Here is a 16,420-nt window from a genome sequence, read left to right as displayed (position 1 = left end):
GGGCTGTCATGAGCAAGCCGCTGGAGGGCATCCGGGTACTCGAGGTCGCGATGTACGGCTTCGTCCCGTCGGCGGGCGCGGTGCTGTCCGACTGGGGGGCCGATGTCGTCAAGGTCGAGCACGCCGTCACCGGTGACCCGCAGCGCGGGCTGCGGCAGGTGGGGGTGTTCAAGGTCGAAGGCGATCCCAATCCCAACGTGGAGCATGCCAATCGGGGCAAGCGCAGCATCGGCGTCGACATGTCGGTAGCCGAGGGACGCGAGGTGATCTACGACCTCGCCCGCCGCGCGGACGTGTTCCTGACCAGCTTCCTGCCGCAAGCGCGCGGCAAGTTCGGCATCGACGTGGACGACATTCGCGCGGTGAACCCGGACATCGTCTACGCACGGGGCAGTGCGCTGGGACCGCGCGGTGTCGAATCCGACCGGGGCGGCTACGACATGACCGCCTTCTGGTGCCGCGGCGGCATCGCGGCCACCATCACCCCGCCCGGCATCGAGGGCATGATCCAGCCGCCCGGCCCGGCCTTCGGCGACACCATCTCCGGCACCAATCTCGCCGGTGGGATCGCGGCCGCGCTGCTGAAACGTGAACGGACCGGACAACCTTCGGTGGTCGACGTCTCGCTGCTCGGCAGTGGACTGTGGGCGCTGGGCCACACGGTCGCATTGTCGGCCAGCCAGGACAAACCGCTGGTTGCGCCGGTGCCCGGCGCCCACGGCGCGCCGACCAATCCGCTGTCGGGGCTCTACGCCACCGCCGATGATCGCTATCTGTCGTTCGTGATGTTGCAGCCCGCGAAGTTCTGGTCGGACGTCTGCCGTCACATCGACCGCCCGGATCTGGCCGAGGACCCGCGCTTCGCCGACGCCGCGCAGATCGCCGCGCATACCGCCGAGGCGGTGCAGATCCTGCGCGAGGTGATCAAGGGGCGCACCCTGGCCGAGTGGAGCGAGCGCTTCGCCACCCTGGCCGGTCCCTGGGCTCCGGTGCAGGACTCGTGGCAGGTCACGCAGGACGCGCAGATCAAAGCGAACGAATATCTGCTTCCCGCAGGCGAATTGGAGCTGGTTTCCAGTCCGGTGCAGTTCGACGTCGGCGCACCGGACCTGCGGCCCGGTCCCGAATTCGCCGCCCAAACCGAGGAGATCCTGCTCGAAATCGGCCTGGATTGGGACCGCATCATCGCGCTCAAGGCCGCCGGCGCGGTGGCCTAGGCGCGGGAAAGAGGAACGGATGCCGTACATCGCATCGCTGGGCACGTATCTGCCCTGCTGGGGCAGCCAGCGCAGCCGGATCATCGGCGACGACGAGGACGCCGTCACCCTGGCGGTGGAGGCGGGACGATCCGCCGTCGCGTTCGGCGAGCCGGTGGAACGCGTGGTGCTGGTCAGCCGTGATCTGCCGCTGGTGGAGAGCAGCAACGCCGCGGTGCTGCTGGCCGGGCTCGGCCTGGATCCGGAACTGGAGGTCATCGAGCGGCTCGGCGGCGCCCCGGCGGCGTTGGACGCCTTGAGTTCGGCGCGCCCGCGGACCCTTGTCATCGGTGTCGACCTCGAGCCGGCGGGCGCGGTGGCGGCCTGGGTGTCCGACCGCGACGGCCTCCAGGTGCGCACCGCGGCGCGTGTCACGCGCAGCCTGCCGGTGCGTACCCGCAACGCCCTCGGCGCGGTACACGACTACGGCGATCCCCGGCTGCTGCACGAACGGGGGTTGGTCGCCTCGCTCTCGGCGGCGTGGCTGGACACCCCGGTGGCGGTGGCGGGCGTCGATCACAAGCAGGCGGCGGCACTGTGCCTGGCCGACCCGCCGCAGTTGCCGACGCTCGGCGCCAGTGCCGGGATGTTCGCGCTCGCCGCGATGGCCGAGTGGGGCGGCGCTGGATTGCTGGTCGGCGTGGAGCAGGCCAACCTGAGCGGGGTCATGGTTGTACCGGGCGCCGCCCGGGTGCGGCGCAACGAACTACCCGCGCGTGCGCTTCCGGAGGTCGTCGCCTTGCCCGGCGCGGACCTGCCGATCTCGCTTGCCGCGTATGAGCGCGCGTTCGAGGCGAAGGTCCGCTGGGAAGCGGGCAGGCACGGCGACAGCGCCGAGTTGGATTTCCCGCCCCGCTACCGGGTGGGACCGGACGGCAGTCTCAGCACCGGCTACACCCTGGTGCCGCTGCCACGGACCGGCAGCGTCTACGCCGAGACGACCGTGCGAATCCCGGTGCCCGGGTTGAAGAGTCCGTACTCGCTGGTGATCGTGGAACTCGATGACGTCGGCGTCCGTGCGCTGGCCAAGGTCACCGGCGCCGACCCGGGCACGGTCGCCATAGGCGACCGCGGGCGCATGGTCCTGCGCCGGGTGGCGGTGCGCTCCGGCGTGCCCGACTACGGATACGCGTTCGAACCGGAACCGGAGGCGGTATGAGGAAAGTGGCCATCGTCGGCGCGGGGATGACGCCCTTCGCCGAACACTTCGCACTCGGCATCCAAGACCTGTTGCTCATGGCGTTCGCCGAATGCGCGGCCTCGGTCGACAAGGGCCTGCGCACGACCGATCTGCAGGCCGCCTGGTTCGGCGCCATGGGCACCACCGGCGGTTTCCCGGCAGGCGTGCTGGCCGACGCGCTGGACCTGCCGGAGCTGCCCGTGACGCACATCGACAACTCCTGCGCCACCGGCAACGACGCTGTCCGCAACGCGCTGTTCGCCATCGCCTCCGGCGCGATCGACGTGGCGCTCGTGATCGGCGCCGACAAACTGCGGGAGACGGCGCAGAAGGATCTGCTCCGCGAGTGGGAGACGCTGACCAGGGACAACGCTTGGGACTACCAGCTCGGCCTGTTCGCTCCCGCTGGTTTCGCGTTGCACGTCAACCGCTATCTCTACGAGTCCTCGGCGACGCGGGAGCACTTGGCGATGGTCGCGGTGAAGAACCATCGGCACGGCGCGCGAAACCCGAAAGCGCGGTTGCGGTTCGAGATCACCTTGGAGCAGGCGCTGGCCGCGCCGATCGTGGCCGACCCGTTCGGCGTGTACGACTGTGTCCCGCAGAGCGACGGCGCCGCGGCCCTGGTGCTCGCCGCCGAGGACGTGGTGGGCCGCTATACCGACAGCCCGGTGTGGATCCGCGGTGTCGGTCTGGGCCTGGACTCGGTGATGCATCAGCACAAGCGGGACATGACCACCTTCCCCGCCACGGTGCGGGCGGCGCGCGCCGCGTTCGCGATGGCGGGCCTCGGCCCGGCCGATATCGACGTCGCCGAGGTGCACGATTTCTTCACCGGCATCGAGCTGATCAGCTACGAGGATCTCGGTTTCGCCGAGCGATTCGAGGCGCACAAACTGGTGGAAGCCGGAGCCACGGCGGTCGGTGGCGTACTACCGGTCAATCCCAGCGGCGGACTGAAGACGAAGGGGCACCCACCTGGCGCGACCGGCGTCGCGCAGTGCGTGGAATTGTTCGAGCAGTTGCGCGGCACCGCGGTCAACCAGGTGGACGGCGCGCGAATCGGTTTGGCCCACAATCTCGGTGGGCCCACCGCGGTGTCGGCGGTGACGATTCTGGAAGGCTCGCGCTGAGGACGAACACCCCGGTGCGCGACGGCTTCTGTCGTCGCGCACCAGGGCTGTCCTTACTCAGATCTGTTCCCAGACGGTGATTCTGGTCCGGGCCGGGTCGGCCGCCGAGGTGACGGCCATGCGTCCGTCGGCCGCGCGCTCGCCGAGTTCGGCCAGCAAGGTGCGGATGTCGCCGTCGATGTCGTACACGGCGAGGTAGCGCGCCTCGCCGTCACCACCGCGAATCAACCGGTGGCGGGTGCACGACAGGACGCCGGGGACGGCGAGCATCTCGGGGATGTGCGTCCCGGTGTACCACTCGTTGTATTCGGCGTCCATTCCGTCACGCGGAGTGGAGAAGATCAGCAGCCGCACTCCGCTGCCTCAGCTCGCGCGCTGGGCGTAGGCCGCCGCGTATTCCTTGCGGGACCTGGTCGAGGTGTCGACGTCGGTCGCCTTCGCCCGCAGCGCACCCACGGTCGCCTGCTCCTTCGGGATGTGCGCGAAAGGATCCCAGTTGAAGTGACGCGTGGCGTTCTCCCAGGTGATCTTGTGGATGTCGGCGTCGTCGGCGCCCGCCGCCCGCAATTCCTCGAGCACGAACTCGGGGGCATCGGGCCAGATCGAGTCCGAGTGCGGATAGTCGCATTCCCACGCGATGTTGTCGATGCCGATGTCGTGGCGGAATTTGAGCGCGGTCTTGTCGGTGACGTAGCAGGCGAGCACGTGCTCGCGGAACACCTCGCTGGGCAGCTTGCCGCCGAAGTCGCGGCGCAGCCAGCGCTGATTGGTGTAGTGCCGGTCGGAGCGGTCCAGGAAGAACGGGATCCAGCCGACGCCGCCTTCGGACAGCGCGATCTTCAGTTTCGGGTAGGTCCGGAACGCGGGACCCCACAACAGATCCTGAGCGGCGATCAGCGAGATGCTCGGCGCCAGCACCATCAGGTTGTCGATGGGCGCGTCCTGCGCCAGCCGCAGCACGCCGAAGCCTTGGCCGATGTGCAGGTTCATCACCGTCTCGTGGTCCGACAGGGCCTGGAACACCGGCGCCCAGTAGTCGAGATCGTGGTAGCTGGGCAGGCCGTCGATGTGCGGCAGCTCCGGCATGGTCACCGAGTGACAGCCCCTGGCCGCGAGCCGTTCGATCTCGGCGACCGCCAGCGCCGGGTCCCACATGGGCAGGATGCCGATCGGTATGAACCGGCCCGGGTAGGCGCCGGCCCAGTCCTCGATGTGCCAATCGTTGTACGCCGAGATCATCGCGACGGTGATCTCGTCCTGCCCGCCGCGGCTGAGGTGCCCCGCGCTGAAGCCGGTGAACGTGGGGAAGCACATCGAGGCGAAGACACCGTTGACGTCCATGTCGCGCACGCGGTCGTGCACGTCGTAGACCGCGGGCCGCATCTCGGCGTAACCGGCCGGGTCCCTGCCCCACTCCTCGGCGGGCCAGGTGACGACGGCGTTGAGGCCGGCCACGCCGGTGGGCCGATCCCGGTACACCCACCGGTCGATGCCGTTCTCGTCGGCGACGACCTTCGGGGCGAGGTCGGTCCACTTCTTCGGAACGTGGCCGTCGAACATGTCGAGCGGCTCGACCACATGGTCGTCGATGCTCACCAGGATCATGTCGTCGATGTTCACGTGACTCCTCGCTTTCGTGCGCTGCGCCGCGCTCCGACGGGTGAGACGGCAAATCTTCATTAGAGAGAATCTCACTCTCATATCTGCAATAGACGATACACCGGGGTTTGGGGTTACGTGGACATGAAGATGGTGACCGAGACGGAGATGCCTCTGAGTGGCGCGCTGACGCGCGCAATCGCCAGCGGGCGGGCCTACCACTGGAATCGGCGGATATCCATGGCATCGGTACCCCTGGCCCCAGCACTGCGGAGCCGCTCAGGTCAGCCGAACGCCAGATGCACAGGGGTGCCGTCCACGATCGTGGCCGCGACGAGGTCGCGGTCCGGAACGGTGACCTCCTGGGGCGGCACGCGTAGCAGGGTCAGGTCGGCGACCGCTCCGGTGGCGACGGTGCGTGGCACGCCCGGCCTATTCGGATGTCCGGCGAACAGGGCGAGCGCGGCGGCGAGAGATATCCGCTCCGAGTTCGGCTCGCGCTCGATCGCCGCGCGCACCACTCGCCACGGGTCGGCGTCACCGAACGGGGCATCGGTTCCCGCCGCGACCAGGACCCCGGCGGCCGGAAAGGAGCCCAGCCGCCACAGGTCGCACCGGTCCTCGGCCGCCACCTCGCGGGCATACTGGCCGGCCCGCTCCACCAGGAAATGCGGTTGGGTCACCACCGGAATCCGGTTGCGCCGCAACCATTCCATGGTGTCGGCAGGCACCATGGCGCCGTGCTCGATCCGGTCACCGGCCAGCACCCCGGCCTCATCGATCGCGGCGATGGTCAGGATCAACTGCACCCGGGTCACGCAGTGCACCGCGACCGGTCGCGTGGCCAGGTGCGCTGCCCGGACGCGTGCGACGAACTCCGGCAACGAGGGGAGTGCGGTGTCGTCGAGCAGGATCTTGGTGGGCCCCAACGAGAAGCGCGGCTGCCCGGGATCGGTCACCCCCGGCGGTGCCATGCAGTGCACCCGCTGCCGGATCGTCCCGGCCGCCACTGCTTCGGCCAGCGCGGTGACGTCGTCCTGCGACAGCCCTGGAGTAGCGTCGGTGTACCCGGTGACGCCCGCGGCCGCGGCCTGGGCGCTGATCAGCGCCGGATCGGCGGAGGTGGGCGGCACTCGTGCGCCGAGCCAGGAATCCAACCGCCACAGGCGCCCGTTCGCATCGCCGTGCGGATCGCGCTCCACCCCCGGAAGCGCGCATGTGTTCACCCGTGTCTCCTGGCAGCCACGGGAGTTCAGCACCCACAGCGCACCGGACCGGTGCTGGATCCGGACCGGCCGATCCGGGACCAGGCGATCGAGAACGGCACGGTCGAGCGGACCCGCCACACTGTCGTGGTAGCCGACGCCGCGAATCCACCGGCCCGGTGGAAGCTCGGCGTCCGCTCCACGCAGCGCGGCGCCGAACTCGGCGGCGTCACGAACCAGCGGCGGCCCGACCGGCACCGACCCGGCCCGTGCGGCGAGCGCCCGCAGATGGATGTGGTGATCGTGTAGTCCGGGCAGCAACCAGCCGCCGTGGGCGTCCAGGTCGTCCTCGCCGGGCAACGGACGCAATCGCGTGCCGCATTCGACGATTCGCCCGCCGCGCCAGCGCACATCGGTGTGCGGACTGCCGGACAGCGTGGCGTTGCGAATCAGCATGTGCCGCTCAGGCCAGGTACCGGACCAGGTGCTCGGCGACGCAGGCCGGCTTGTCCGCGCCTTCGGCGGTGATCGTCACGGTGCGTTCGGCCTGCACCCCGCCGGGCACATCGGTGACGGCGGCGAGCGTGACGGTGCCGCGCACCCGGCTGCCGACCCGCACCGGACTGACGAAGCGCACCTTGTTCAGACCGTAATTGATGGCCATCCGGGCCGACCGTACCGACATCAACTGCTGGCTGATCGGGGCGAGCAGCGCGAGAGTGAGGAAACCGTGGGCGATGGTCGCCCCGTATGGGCCGCCCGCGGCGCGCTCGGAGTCGACGTGAATCCATTGGTGGTCGCCGGTCGCCTCGGCGAACAGATCGATGCGCCGCTGGTCGATCTCGATCCAGTCGCCGGGTCCGAGCACGGTGCCGACCGCGGCGCGCAGGGCGTCGAAATCACGGAACTCGGTCATAGGGCATCCCTTCGGCGATCGACGTATGCACGATATCCTGTGCCCGGATCCGACATCGCTACCGCAGCTGGTCCTTCATCACCTTGCCGGTCGCGTTCAGCGGCAGTTCGCGCAGGAAGCGCACCGAGCGTGGAACTTTGTAACCCGCCATCCGGTCCCGGCTCCAGGCAATCAGCTCCTGCTCGGTGACCGGGTTCTTGGTCACCACGAAGGCTCGGCCGACCTGCCCGAGCCGTTCGTCCGGGACGCCGATGACGGCGGCCTGGGTGATCGCGGGATGTTCCAGCAAGAAGCCCTCTATCTCGGCCGGATAAGCGTTGAACCCGCCGACGATGAACATGTCCTTCTTGCGGCCGATGACTCGCAGCCTGCCGTCGGGATCGAGACTGCCGAGGTCTCCGGTGTGCAGCCAGCCGTCGGCGTCGATCGCCTCGGCCGTCGCGCGCGGGTCGTCGAGGTAGCCCTGCATCACGTTGTAGCCACGAACGAGAACCTCGCTGTCATCGGCGATGCGGACCTCGATTCCGTCGCAAGCCTTTCCGACGGTCGTCGCGATCTGCTCGAAGGTGTCCCCGGGTCGCGAGGCGGTGGCGGTGCCCGCCTCGGTCAATCCGTATCCGGTCATGATCGACTGGAACGGAAGTTCCTCGCGCACCCGGCGGATGAGCTCGACGGGAATGTCGGCCGCTCCGGTGACCGCGGCGCGCAACGACGACAGATCGTGCTCGCCCGCCGCCTCCAGCAGTGAGTGGTAGAGGGTCGGTGGGCCGGGCAGCATCGTGATCCGCTCCCGCGCCACGAGTTCCAGCACCCGATCGACGTCGAACACCGGGACCGGAAGGATCGTCGCGCCACGGATCAGTGACGCGATGAGCCCCGCTTTGTATCCGAAGGTGTGGAAGAACGGGTTGACGATGAGATAGCGGTCGCCCGCTCGCAGATCCGCCAGATCGCACCACTCCGCGTAGAGCCGCAGCGTCTGCTCGTGGTTCATCAGCACGCCCTTGGGGCGCCCGGTGGTGCCGGAGGTGTAGATGATGTCGGCGATATCGGTGCCCGCGACGTTCCGCTCGAACGGCGCGCCGCTGTCGAGGAAATCCGACTTCAGGTCGATCACGGGCACCTCGGCGGCGCCGGTGTAGTCGACACCGAGGAAGCCCTGCTGGACGAGCACCGCTTTGGCGCCGCTGCGCCGGATGATGTCGCCTGCTTCCTCGGCCTTGAACCGGGTGTTCACCGGCACCAGCACGCCACCGGCGGTGAGCAGGCCGAACGCGGCGACGATCCACTCCGCCGAGTTCGGCGCCCAGATGGCCGCCCGGTCGCCCTTGTCGATTCCCGCCGCGGCGAACGCCCCCGCTGCCCGGCGCACCCGGTCGGCGAGTTCGGCGAAGCTCCAGCGCAGGTCCCCGTCGACGACCGCTTCGGCGTCACCGAAGCGGTCCGCCGTCGTCTGGACCATCTGCGGGATGGTCTCCCAGGTCATACCTTCAGCAGCCCCGCCAGGTTGCCGCCCATGATCTTCGCCTGATCCGCCAGCGGCATGTCCTTGATCTCGTGGATGTAGCGCGCCGGCTCGGCCAGGCCCTCCGGATGCGGCCAGTCGGAGCCGAACAGCACGTGATCGGCGCCGATGACGCTGGACAACCGCTCCAGGTCCTCCTCCCAGAACGGGCTGACGTAGAGGCTCTGCTTGATGGCTTCGATCGGGTCACGGAAGCCGAAGCCCTCCGGCGCCTTCTTGTAGACGTCGGACAGCTGCTGCAACAGCGGCTCCAGCCAGGCGGAGCCGTTCTCGATGACGGCGACCTTCAGTTCCGGGAAGCGGTTCAACGCGCCGTGGCAGACCCAGGACGCCACCGCGTCGGTGACCGGCCGCCACTGATTCGTCATAGCGAAGGTGTTGGTCTTGAACGGCAGCATCTCCAGGCTGTTGCCGTCCCATTCGGCGTCGAAGCGCGAGTAGCCGCTGTCCGAGGAGTGCATGGTGACCAACACGTCGAGCTCGACGACCCGCTTCCAGAACGGATCGAATTCCGGCAGTGCGAACGATCGCATGCCCTTGAAACCGGGCACCGGGGCCGGGCGGACCAGGATCGCCTTGGCGCCGTGCTCGACGACGCACCAGTTCAGTTCCTCGATCGCCTTCTCGATGATCGGCAGGGTGACCACCGGGACGGTGAAGATCCGGTCGGAGTGCACGAAATTGCCGTTCTGGCCCCAGGTTTCGAGCATCCACTGGTTCAGCGAGTGGATCACCGCGTGGATCAGCTCGGGGTGGTGTCGCATGCGCTCCTCGACCAGGCTGGCCAAGGTCGGGAACATCAGCGCGCGCTGCAACTGCAGCTCGTCCATGATTTTCAGGCGTTCCACCGGGTCGCGGAAGGCCTGGATCGCGCGCATCGGCTCGCCGAAGATCTCACGCCTGCTCTTGCCGTCGGGGTTGCCGTGCTTGAAGTACTCCTCCATGGCGCCGGGCTTGGCGACGACGTCGAACGTGGGATTGGGGATGTACTCGCTGATCTGGCCGAGCACCGCGATCTTGGTGCGGCCGTTGATCTCCACGTACTGGATGGCCCCCGCGTACTCCTTGGGCAGGTACCTGGTGAGGGCGTCCTTGGTCTCGTACAGGTGGTTGTCGGCGTCGAAGAGCTGATAAGGCAGCTCGACTCTGGTCATGGAATTCTCCTTGTCGTTTTCTGAGAATGTTATTCTCTTCAGGGTCGCATCGCAATGCTCCCGGCGGCGGCGCGCGCGGCCGCGAGATCCTTGCGGACCACGAACTTCTGGATCTTGCCGCTGGCGGTACGAGGAAAGTCCGCGACGACGTGCACTTGTTCCGGCCATTTCTGCTTGGCCAGCCCGGCGGTGGCGAAGTGGGCGCGCAACTCGTCCAGGCTCGGCGCGGATCCGCCCGGCTGCAGCCGCAGCACCGCGGCGGTGCGCTCGCCGAGCCGGGCGTCGGGCACGGCGACCGCCACCGCCTCGGTCACGCCGGGCAGGGTGAGCAGCACTTCCTCGACTTCGAGCGCGCTGATGTTCTCGCCGCCGCGAATGATCATGTCGGATTTACGGTCGGTGATCGTCAGGTAACCGTCCGCGTCCAGCACGCCGATGTCGCCGGTGTGATACCAGCCCTCGTCGTCGAAGGCGGCCGCGGTGAGTTCGGCGTCGGTGTAGCCGAGGCACAGATCCGGTCCGCGGCTGAGGATTTCGCCGTCCTCGGCCAATCGCAACTCCACCCCGGGCAGTGCGTCGCCGTCGGTGAACAGCCGCTTGGCCTCGGGCGCTGTGTGGTGCGATCCGGTGATCGAGGGATGCTCGGTACTGCCGTACGAGCGGTACACGGTGATGCCGACCCCCGCCAGCCGGGTGGTGACCACGGTGGGCACCGCCGCGCCACCCAGACCTGCGTAGCGCAGGTGCGGCAAGTGCTCGGGGGTGAAGTCCGGATGGTCGAGCAGGCTGGTGACGTAATAGGGCACGCCGCCGCCCACGGTGAGCAGCTCGGTGCGCATCAACTCGAGCACCTTCCCCGGATCCCAGACATCGAGGAGGTTGATCGGCATCCGGTCGAGTACCGGGATCAGGAAGGCGTTCACCATGCCGATGAAGTGACCGACCGGCGCGCCGGTCAGTTGGTCGCCACGATCGGCCGGATAGATGCCGGCGAGTTGCCGGGTCTCGTGGCCGAGTGTCTGGTGGCTGTGTACCACTCCTTTCGGAGCGCGGGTGGTGCCGGAGGTGAATGCGATCAGCGCGGGGCCGGCCGGGTCGACGGCAATGATCCCCGGCATGGGCTCCGGGTCGAGCAGGTCCTCGAAATCCTTGCCCACCACGCCGACGATCGGGACGGCGTCGCGCAGGTTCGCAGCGAACTCGGTGTTGCCGAACTGATCGGTGGTCACGAAGACCTTCGGCCGGACGGCCGACAGGATGTAGGTGACCTCCTTGCGTCCGTAGAAGTGCACGATCGGCACCACCGTCGTCCCGAGGAACGCCGACGCCCAGAACACCGCCGCCGCTTCCATCCAGTTCGGCAGCTGGAAGGCGACCGTGTCGCCCGGGCCGACGCCGTGGCGGCGCAATCCGGCGGCCAGCCTGCGGGCGACGGTCTCGACCTCCCCGAAGGTGCCGGACCAAGGGCGTACCGCGGAGTGAACGCGAAAGGCGGTGTCGGGCACGGCGGCCAGCCCGTCGGCCAGGAGTTCACCGATCGTCTCCGGGGTCCACCAGCCCTCCTCCTGGTAGCGATGGACCAGGTCGAGGGGGATCTTGCGCATCGTCGAACTCCCATCCCGTGGCGGTGCGCCGCGCGAGATACGTATATTGTTCTCTAAAATAGAGAATCACATTTCCTAATGGGAGAACAAGGCATGGTCGAGCTCGAGTTGGACGCGGGATTGGCGGTCGTCACGATCAATCGCCCGCATGCACGCAATGCCATCGCGCCGGGCACGATGGACGAACTGGAGAAGGCGATCGACGCCGCTTCCGAAGCCGGGGCGCTGGTCATCACCGGCGCGGGAGACCGTGCCTTCGTCTCCGGCGGCGACCTGAAGGAACTCGCCGCCCTGCGAACCGAGGAGCAGGCGGCGGGCATGGCCCGGCGGATGCGCGGCATCTGCGACCGGCTCGCCGCGTTCCCCGGTCCGGTGATCGCCGCGCTGAACGGGCACGCGCTCGGCGGTGGTGCAGAGGTGGCGGTGGCCGCGGATATCCGAATCGCGGCCGACGACATCAAGATCGGGTTCAACCAGGTGTCGCTGGCGATCATGCCCGCCTGGGGTGGCGCCGAGCGGCTGGCCCGGCTGGTCGGTCCGGGCCGGGCGCTGATGCTCGCGGGCGCGGGAACCATCCTCGACGCCGCGTCCGCCGAGCGGGTCGGGTTGGTGGACATGGTGCTACCACGCGCCGAGTTCGACAAAGGCTGGCGCGCCACGGCTCGATCGTTGGTGAACGCGTCGGCCGGCGCGATCAAGCGGGTGGTCGGTGGTGCACCCCCGGAGGAGGCTGTCGAGGCGTTCGCCCGGCTCTGGGTGGCCGACGAGCATTGGCGGGCTGCCGAACGAGTGATGAATCGCGTCAAGTGATTCCCGGTCGTGCCTCGGCATGGAGCGGGTGGGTGGACCGGCGCCGGAGGTCGGCAAGTGATGTAAATCACATAGTGCATATGTGCAAGTAGATTATCAGAGCTGGAGAACCGACTTACGGTGTGATCGGTAGGTTTTCCGGTGGAGTGGACGGCGCTGCGTCACCAGCCCTGGTGCGCTGTCCGCTCTCCGCATCGACCGTTCGGCTCGACGTGCGGGCGCCGTCGAGGCGATGGCTGGGCCGATTCCAGTGTCGGCGCGGCCACCGGTGCCCGCGCGGGTTTCGCGGTCGGGCCTGCCAGAACTGCATGTTCGATAACGGGATGAGTAACCATGGCCAGACGATCCGTCGATTCCGTTGACCGAGGTGTTCGGGAACTCCACTCCGTCGCACGGTGGCGAGCCCATGCGCGACGGCATCCGCTGCGCTACCGCTTGGCGGTCGTGGCGCCGAGCGCGACCGAGGTGATCCGCCACGCGGGCGGTTGGTTGTTCGACCGCACCACCGCGGGGTGGGAGGTGACGGTGCTGGTCTCCGACCACGTGAATGTGCGTCCGCTGCGGATTCTCGGCGCAACGGTGCTCGACTTGGAGCAGTCGCTGGCGGCCCCTGTGCACGACACCTGGCCCACGGCGGTCGCAGTGGCCGCGGAGACGTACCGGTCCGATGGCCGGGTGCGCGACGGAGTGCTCGACTGCCTCGATCGCGGGCTCACCGAGGTCGCGGTGTGGGGTGCGGACCTGCCCGCCGAGCTCGATAACCGCGTGGGCCCCGCGCAGCATCGAATGAGCATGGCGGCGCGGGCTTTCAAGTCGTGCGCTCTCACTGCGGCCGGAGTTCCGGCCGAGGCGGTGGCGTCGAGCGAGATGTTCCGGACGGGTGGTCTCCGGCCGCCGACCTATCGGTGCGAGGTGGATCTCGTTCCGGCGCGCTGACGGCGGCCGGTCGCGGCGCCAATCAGGTGGATTCCGGTCCGGCATCGCGCTCGCCTTCGAGTTTCTCGATCTCCCGCTCGACCAGCTCGAAGGCTTCGGCGTGCCCGCCGGACATGCCCAGCGCCCGCTCGAGTACCACCACCCGGGAAACGCTGGTCATCAGCACCGCCATCGCCGCGGGTGGAAATCGCGCGGTGTCGAATTCGTATTCGTTCAGGATCCGCTGCAGCGCGGCCGTCTGGATGGTGCGGAATCGCTCCGCGTAATCGGCCACCGCCGCACGTATAGCAGGCCGGTGATTGGAGAGGCCGACGAATTCCATGGTGAAGCGCACCGCGGCCGGGTCGGTGCTGAAATCCCACAGGGCGCGCAGCGGTTTGTCGGATTTCATCATCTCGGCTTGGAGTTCGAGTCCTTGCTCGGCGCGGCGCTGGAAGATCTCCAGGAGAAGTTCGTCCATGGAGCGGAAGTAATAATGCACCAGCTGCGGTTTGAGTCCGGCGCGGTCGGCCACCCGACGGGAGGTCACCGCTGCCCAGCCCTCCTCGAGCAGCAGTTGTTCAGCGGCGTCGAGCAGGACGCTGCGATTCCTGGCGTCGGGTGCTCCGATCCTGCGGGGCGATGGCATGCGCCGTCCTCCTTCGAGAAATCCGGTCGTGGGGTCGATTCGTATCGTAATACCAGCAAACGCTTCTATTGACGCGTTGTCTCGGCACATGCTATGCATGTGCACAGCATCTTGCTGAGCACCCGCTCGGCATCCGGTGTCGGGGCTGGTCCCGGCCGTGCGATTCGATGCTGTGCGGTACCGACATATGGACACCAGGTAGTCAGGAGGTCCGTGCGGGCTCGTGGTGACACGGCGCGCGATCCGCTGCACCGATTTCGTGGTGCGTGCGCAATTTCTCGCATGACGGCTCGGTTGCCGAAATAACGGCGGCAGGTTCGGTAAACGAGCCTTTCCGGACGACGGAAGCGCCGCCCGTTCGAGTGGCAGGATAGTGGCCTGCCACTCTATTGGTGCTTTCATCGTGGGGTCGAATTTTATTCACCACTGTCCGGCAAAATCACGAAAGTTTTTCCGCTATTGACTCGTGATGTGGCTGCCCGCACAATAGCGATGTGACGCTTCGTTGCCGGAGCGGTACTCGGGGCGAGATTCGAGTCGGGTAGACGGGCCGACGTCTCGAGCGCGGATTTCCGACCCTTCGGAAGCGCGGCAGTCACTGGACCGTTCGAATGTCCGATTATTTCTTCACATCAGTGCGGCCGTCGCAGGGAACAAACTGTTTCGGATTGTTTCGCGCGGCGGGCGATGAGTGGCGGACCTGGAGAGTTTCGAGATCGATGATGATTCCCCGAGAAGCCGACGCACGCGCGGATACGCGCGTCGCCGCCGACGGCGGCGCGCCGCCGGAGAGGTGGGCGACTCGGGCGATCACCGCGTGGTGCCGCGGTTACCTGCGCCGGCATCCGATCACCGCCCTGGAAACCGTTGGCGGACAGTTCGTTCTGGGCGTGCGCGCACTGCAGTACTTGTGCGTGGACGTTGTCACCGGGCGCTTCGCGTTCGAGGAGTTCGTCAGGCAGGCCGCGTTCATGGCCTCGGCGGCCGTGTTACCGACGATCTTCGTGTCGCTGCCGATCGGGGTGACGCTGTCCATCCAGTTCGGCCTGCTGGCCGGGCAGGTGGGCGCCACCTCGCTGGCGGGCGCAGCGAGCGGGTTGGCGGTCATCCGGCAGGGGGCGCCGATGGTGGCCGCGCTCCTCATGGCCGCGGCGGTCGGCTCGGCCATCTGCGCGGACCTCGGCTCCCGGAAGATCCGGGACGAGCTGGACGCGATGGAGGTGATGGGGGTATCGGTGGTACGGCGACTGGTCGTGCCGCGCCTGGCCGCCGCGGTGGTGGTGGGCGTGTCGCTGACCGGTGTCGTCTGCTTCGTCGGCTTCCTGGCCGGATACCTGTTCAACGTCTTCGTCCAGAGCGGCGCGCCCGGCAGTTTCGTCACCACCTTCGCGTCGTTCGCGACCGTGAGCGACCTGGTGCTGACCCTGTTCAAGGCTGTCGTGTACGGCGCCATCGTGGCCGTTGTGGCGTGCGAGAAGGGATTGTCGACCAAGGGTGGTCCCGCGGGCGTGGCCAACTCGGTCAACTCGACCGTAGTCGCGTCGATCCTGTTGTTGATGAGCGTGAACGTCGCGGTCACGCAGCTGTCGATGATCTTGCTCCCCAGGCAGGGGCTGTGATGGCCGCGCCCTATCGCCCGCCGGGGACGCGCCTCGCGCTGCGGAGCTTCACCCAGCTGGGCACGGCGGTCATGCGCCTCGGGCACATGATGACGTTCTTCCTGCGCGCCTTGTTCTCGATTCCGGTGATGTTGCGCTACTACCGAACCGAGTTCGTGCGCCTGCTGTCCGATGTCACATGGGGCAACGGTTCGGTCGTCGTCGGTGGCGGGACCGCAGGGGTCATCATCGTGCTGGGTGCCGCGGGCGGGGCTATCGTCGGCTTGGAAGGCTACAACGCCTTGCATCTGCTCGGGATGGAGCCGACGATCGGGCTGATCGCCTCGACCGCCTCCACGCGCGAACTCGCTCCGATCATGGCCTCGCTGGCATTCGCGGCGCAGGCGGGCTGCCGGTTCACCGCGCAACTGGGCGCGATGGGGATCGCCGAGGAGATCGAGGCGATGGAGTCGATGGGTATCCGCTCCATCCCCTACCTGGTCAGTACCCGGATACTCGCCTCGGTGCTGGCGATGATCCCGCTGTACGTGGTGTGCCTGGCGGTGAACTATATCGCGGTGCGGGTGGTGGTCGGGCTGTCCGGCGGCCTGTCGGCGGGAACCTACGAGCACTACTTCCAACTGGTGCTCAACGGGCCCGACATCGTCTACTCGCTGATCAAAGCCGTCGTCTTCGTCGTCCTCACCTCGACCGTCCAGTGCTACTACGGCTTCTACGCCGCCGGCGGCCCGCAGGGCGTCGGCATCGCCGCCGGCCGGGCGATGCGAGCGGCGATCTCGCTGATGATCGTCGTCAATCTGCTGCTCACGGTTGCGCTGTGGGGCATCGGCGCCAGCGCGAGGCTCGGAGGATAGC

The 16,420-nt window shown here is 67.9% G+C and carries 15 protein-coding genes; 7 read left to right on the top strand and 8 right to left on the bottom strand.

Annotated elements, in window-relative coordinates:
* The first annotated feature begins 8 nt into the window (after positions 1-8).
* The 3 genes from ACFU5M_RS02995 to ACFU5M_RS02985 are packed head-to-tail and all read left to right on the top strand — an operon-like array spanning position 9 to position 3,569.
* A complete protein-coding gene (locus tag ACFU5M_RS02995; RefSeq protein WP_379042721.1) occupies positions 9-1,217 on the top strand; it encodes a CaiB/BaiF CoA transferase family protein in 1,209 nt (402 codons plus the stop codon).
* Between the two features lie 19 nt (positions 1,218-1,236).
* A complete protein-coding gene (locus ACFU5M_RS02990) occupies positions 1,237-2,415 on the top strand; it encodes an OB-fold domain-containing protein (RefSeq protein WP_379042718.1) in 1,179 nt (392 codons plus the stop codon).
* Positions 2,412-3,569, top strand: a complete 1,158-nt coding sequence (locus ACFU5M_RS02985) for a beta-ketoacyl synthase N-terminal-like domain-containing protein (RefSeq protein ID WP_379042715.1) — start codon at positions 2,412-2,414, stop codon at positions 3,567-3,569. Before ACFU5M_RS02990 ends, ACFU5M_RS02985 begins: the two co-directional genes overlap by 4 nt.
* A gap of 57 nt (positions 3,570-3,626) precedes the next feature.
* Here the strand turns inward: ACFU5M_RS02985 and ACFU5M_RS02980 are convergent, their stop codons facing one another.
* The 7 genes from ACFU5M_RS02980 to ACFU5M_RS02950 all read right to left on the bottom strand — a co-directional run bounded on the left by ACFU5M_RS02980 (position 3,627) and on the right by ACFU5M_RS02950 (position 11,572).
* Positions 3,627-3,923, bottom strand: a complete 297-nt coding sequence (locus ACFU5M_RS02980; protein ID WP_379042712.1) for a hypothetical protein — start codon at positions 3,921-3,923, stop codon at positions 3,627-3,629.
* A 9-nt stretch (positions 3,924-3,932) separates the two neighbouring features.
* Positions 3,933-5,189 (bottom strand): amidohydrolase family protein, encoded by a 1,257-nt coding sequence (locus ACFU5M_RS02975; protein ID WP_379042709.1) that lies wholly within the window; start codon positions 5,187-5,189, stop codon positions 3,933-3,935.
* A 263-nt stretch (positions 5,190-5,452) separates the two neighbouring features.
* Positions 5,453-6,829 (bottom strand): amidohydrolase family protein, encoded by a 1,377-nt coding sequence (locus ACFU5M_RS02970; RefSeq protein WP_379042706.1) that lies wholly within the window; start codon positions 6,827-6,829, stop codon positions 5,453-5,455.
* Between the two features lie 7 nt (positions 6,830-6,836).
* Positions 6,837-7,289: a MaoC family dehydratase gene (locus ACFU5M_RS02965; RefSeq protein ID WP_379042703.1), complete on the bottom strand. Its 453-nt coding sequence runs from the start codon at positions 7,287-7,289 to the stop codon at positions 6,837-6,839.
* Between the two features lie 58 nt (positions 7,290-7,347).
* Positions 7,348-8,775: a FadD3 family acyl-CoA ligase gene (locus ACFU5M_RS02960; RefSeq protein ID WP_379042700.1), complete on the bottom strand. Its 1,428-nt coding sequence runs from the start codon at positions 8,773-8,775 to the stop codon at positions 7,348-7,350.
* Positions 8,772-9,968 carry an amidohydrolase family protein gene (locus tag ACFU5M_RS02955; protein ID WP_379042697.1) on the bottom strand — a complete coding sequence of 399 codons (1,197 nt, stop codon included), beginning with the start codon at positions 9,966-9,968 and terminating at the stop codon, positions 8,772-8,774. Before ACFU5M_RS02955 ends, ACFU5M_RS02960 begins: the two co-directional genes overlap by 4 nt.
* A 38-nt stretch (positions 9,969-10,006) precedes the next feature.
* Positions 10,007-11,572 (bottom strand): AMP-binding protein, encoded by a 1,566-nt coding sequence (locus tag ACFU5M_RS02950; RefSeq protein WP_379042694.1) that lies wholly within the window; start codon positions 11,570-11,572, stop codon positions 10,007-10,009.
* A gap of 93 nt (positions 11,573-11,665) precedes the next feature.
* Between ACFU5M_RS02950 and ACFU5M_RS02945 the strand changes: the two genes are divergently transcribed.
* On the top strand, positions 11,666-12,382 hold the full coding sequence (locus ACFU5M_RS02945) for an enoyl-CoA hydratase/isomerase family protein (RefSeq protein ID WP_379042691.1): 717 nt from the start codon (positions 11,666-11,668) through the stop codon (positions 12,380-12,382).
* 333 nt (positions 12,383-12,715) lie between these two features.
* On the top strand, positions 12,716-13,318 hold the full coding sequence (locus ACFU5M_RS02940; RefSeq protein ID WP_379042688.1) for a hypothetical protein: 603 nt from the start codon (positions 12,716-12,718) through the stop codon (positions 13,316-13,318).
* Between the two features lie 22 nt (positions 13,319-13,340).
* Here ACFU5M_RS02940 and ACFU5M_RS02935 read toward each other — a convergent pair whose 3' ends face one another.
* Positions 13,341-13,946 (bottom strand): TetR/AcrR family transcriptional regulator, encoded by a 606-nt coding sequence (locus tag ACFU5M_RS02935; RefSeq protein ID WP_379042685.1) that lies wholly within the window; start codon positions 13,944-13,946, stop codon positions 13,341-13,343.
* Positions 13,947-14,668: 722 nt separating this feature from the next.
* Here ACFU5M_RS02935 and ACFU5M_RS02930 point away from each other — a divergent pair.
* Positions 14,669-15,565, top strand: a complete 897-nt coding sequence (locus ACFU5M_RS02930; protein WP_379042868.1) for an MlaE family ABC transporter permease — start codon at positions 14,669-14,671, stop codon at positions 15,563-15,565.
* On the top strand, positions 15,565-16,419 hold the full coding sequence (locus ACFU5M_RS02925) for an ABC transporter permease (RefSeq protein ID WP_379042682.1): 855 nt from the start codon (positions 15,565-15,567) through the stop codon (positions 16,417-16,419). The genes ACFU5M_RS02930 and ACFU5M_RS02925 overlap by 1 nt, the downstream gene beginning before the upstream one ends.
* The last annotated feature ends 1 nt before the right edge of the window (position 16,420 follow it).

It is taken from the genome of Nocardia sp. NPDC057455 (assembly GCF_042802775.1).
Taxonomy (GTDB): Bacteria; Actinomycetota; Actinomycetes; order Mycobacteriales; family Mycobacteriaceae; genus Nocardia.
Note: the sequence above shows the minus strand (reverse complement) of the source record. Positions and strands in the feature narration are given on the sequence as shown.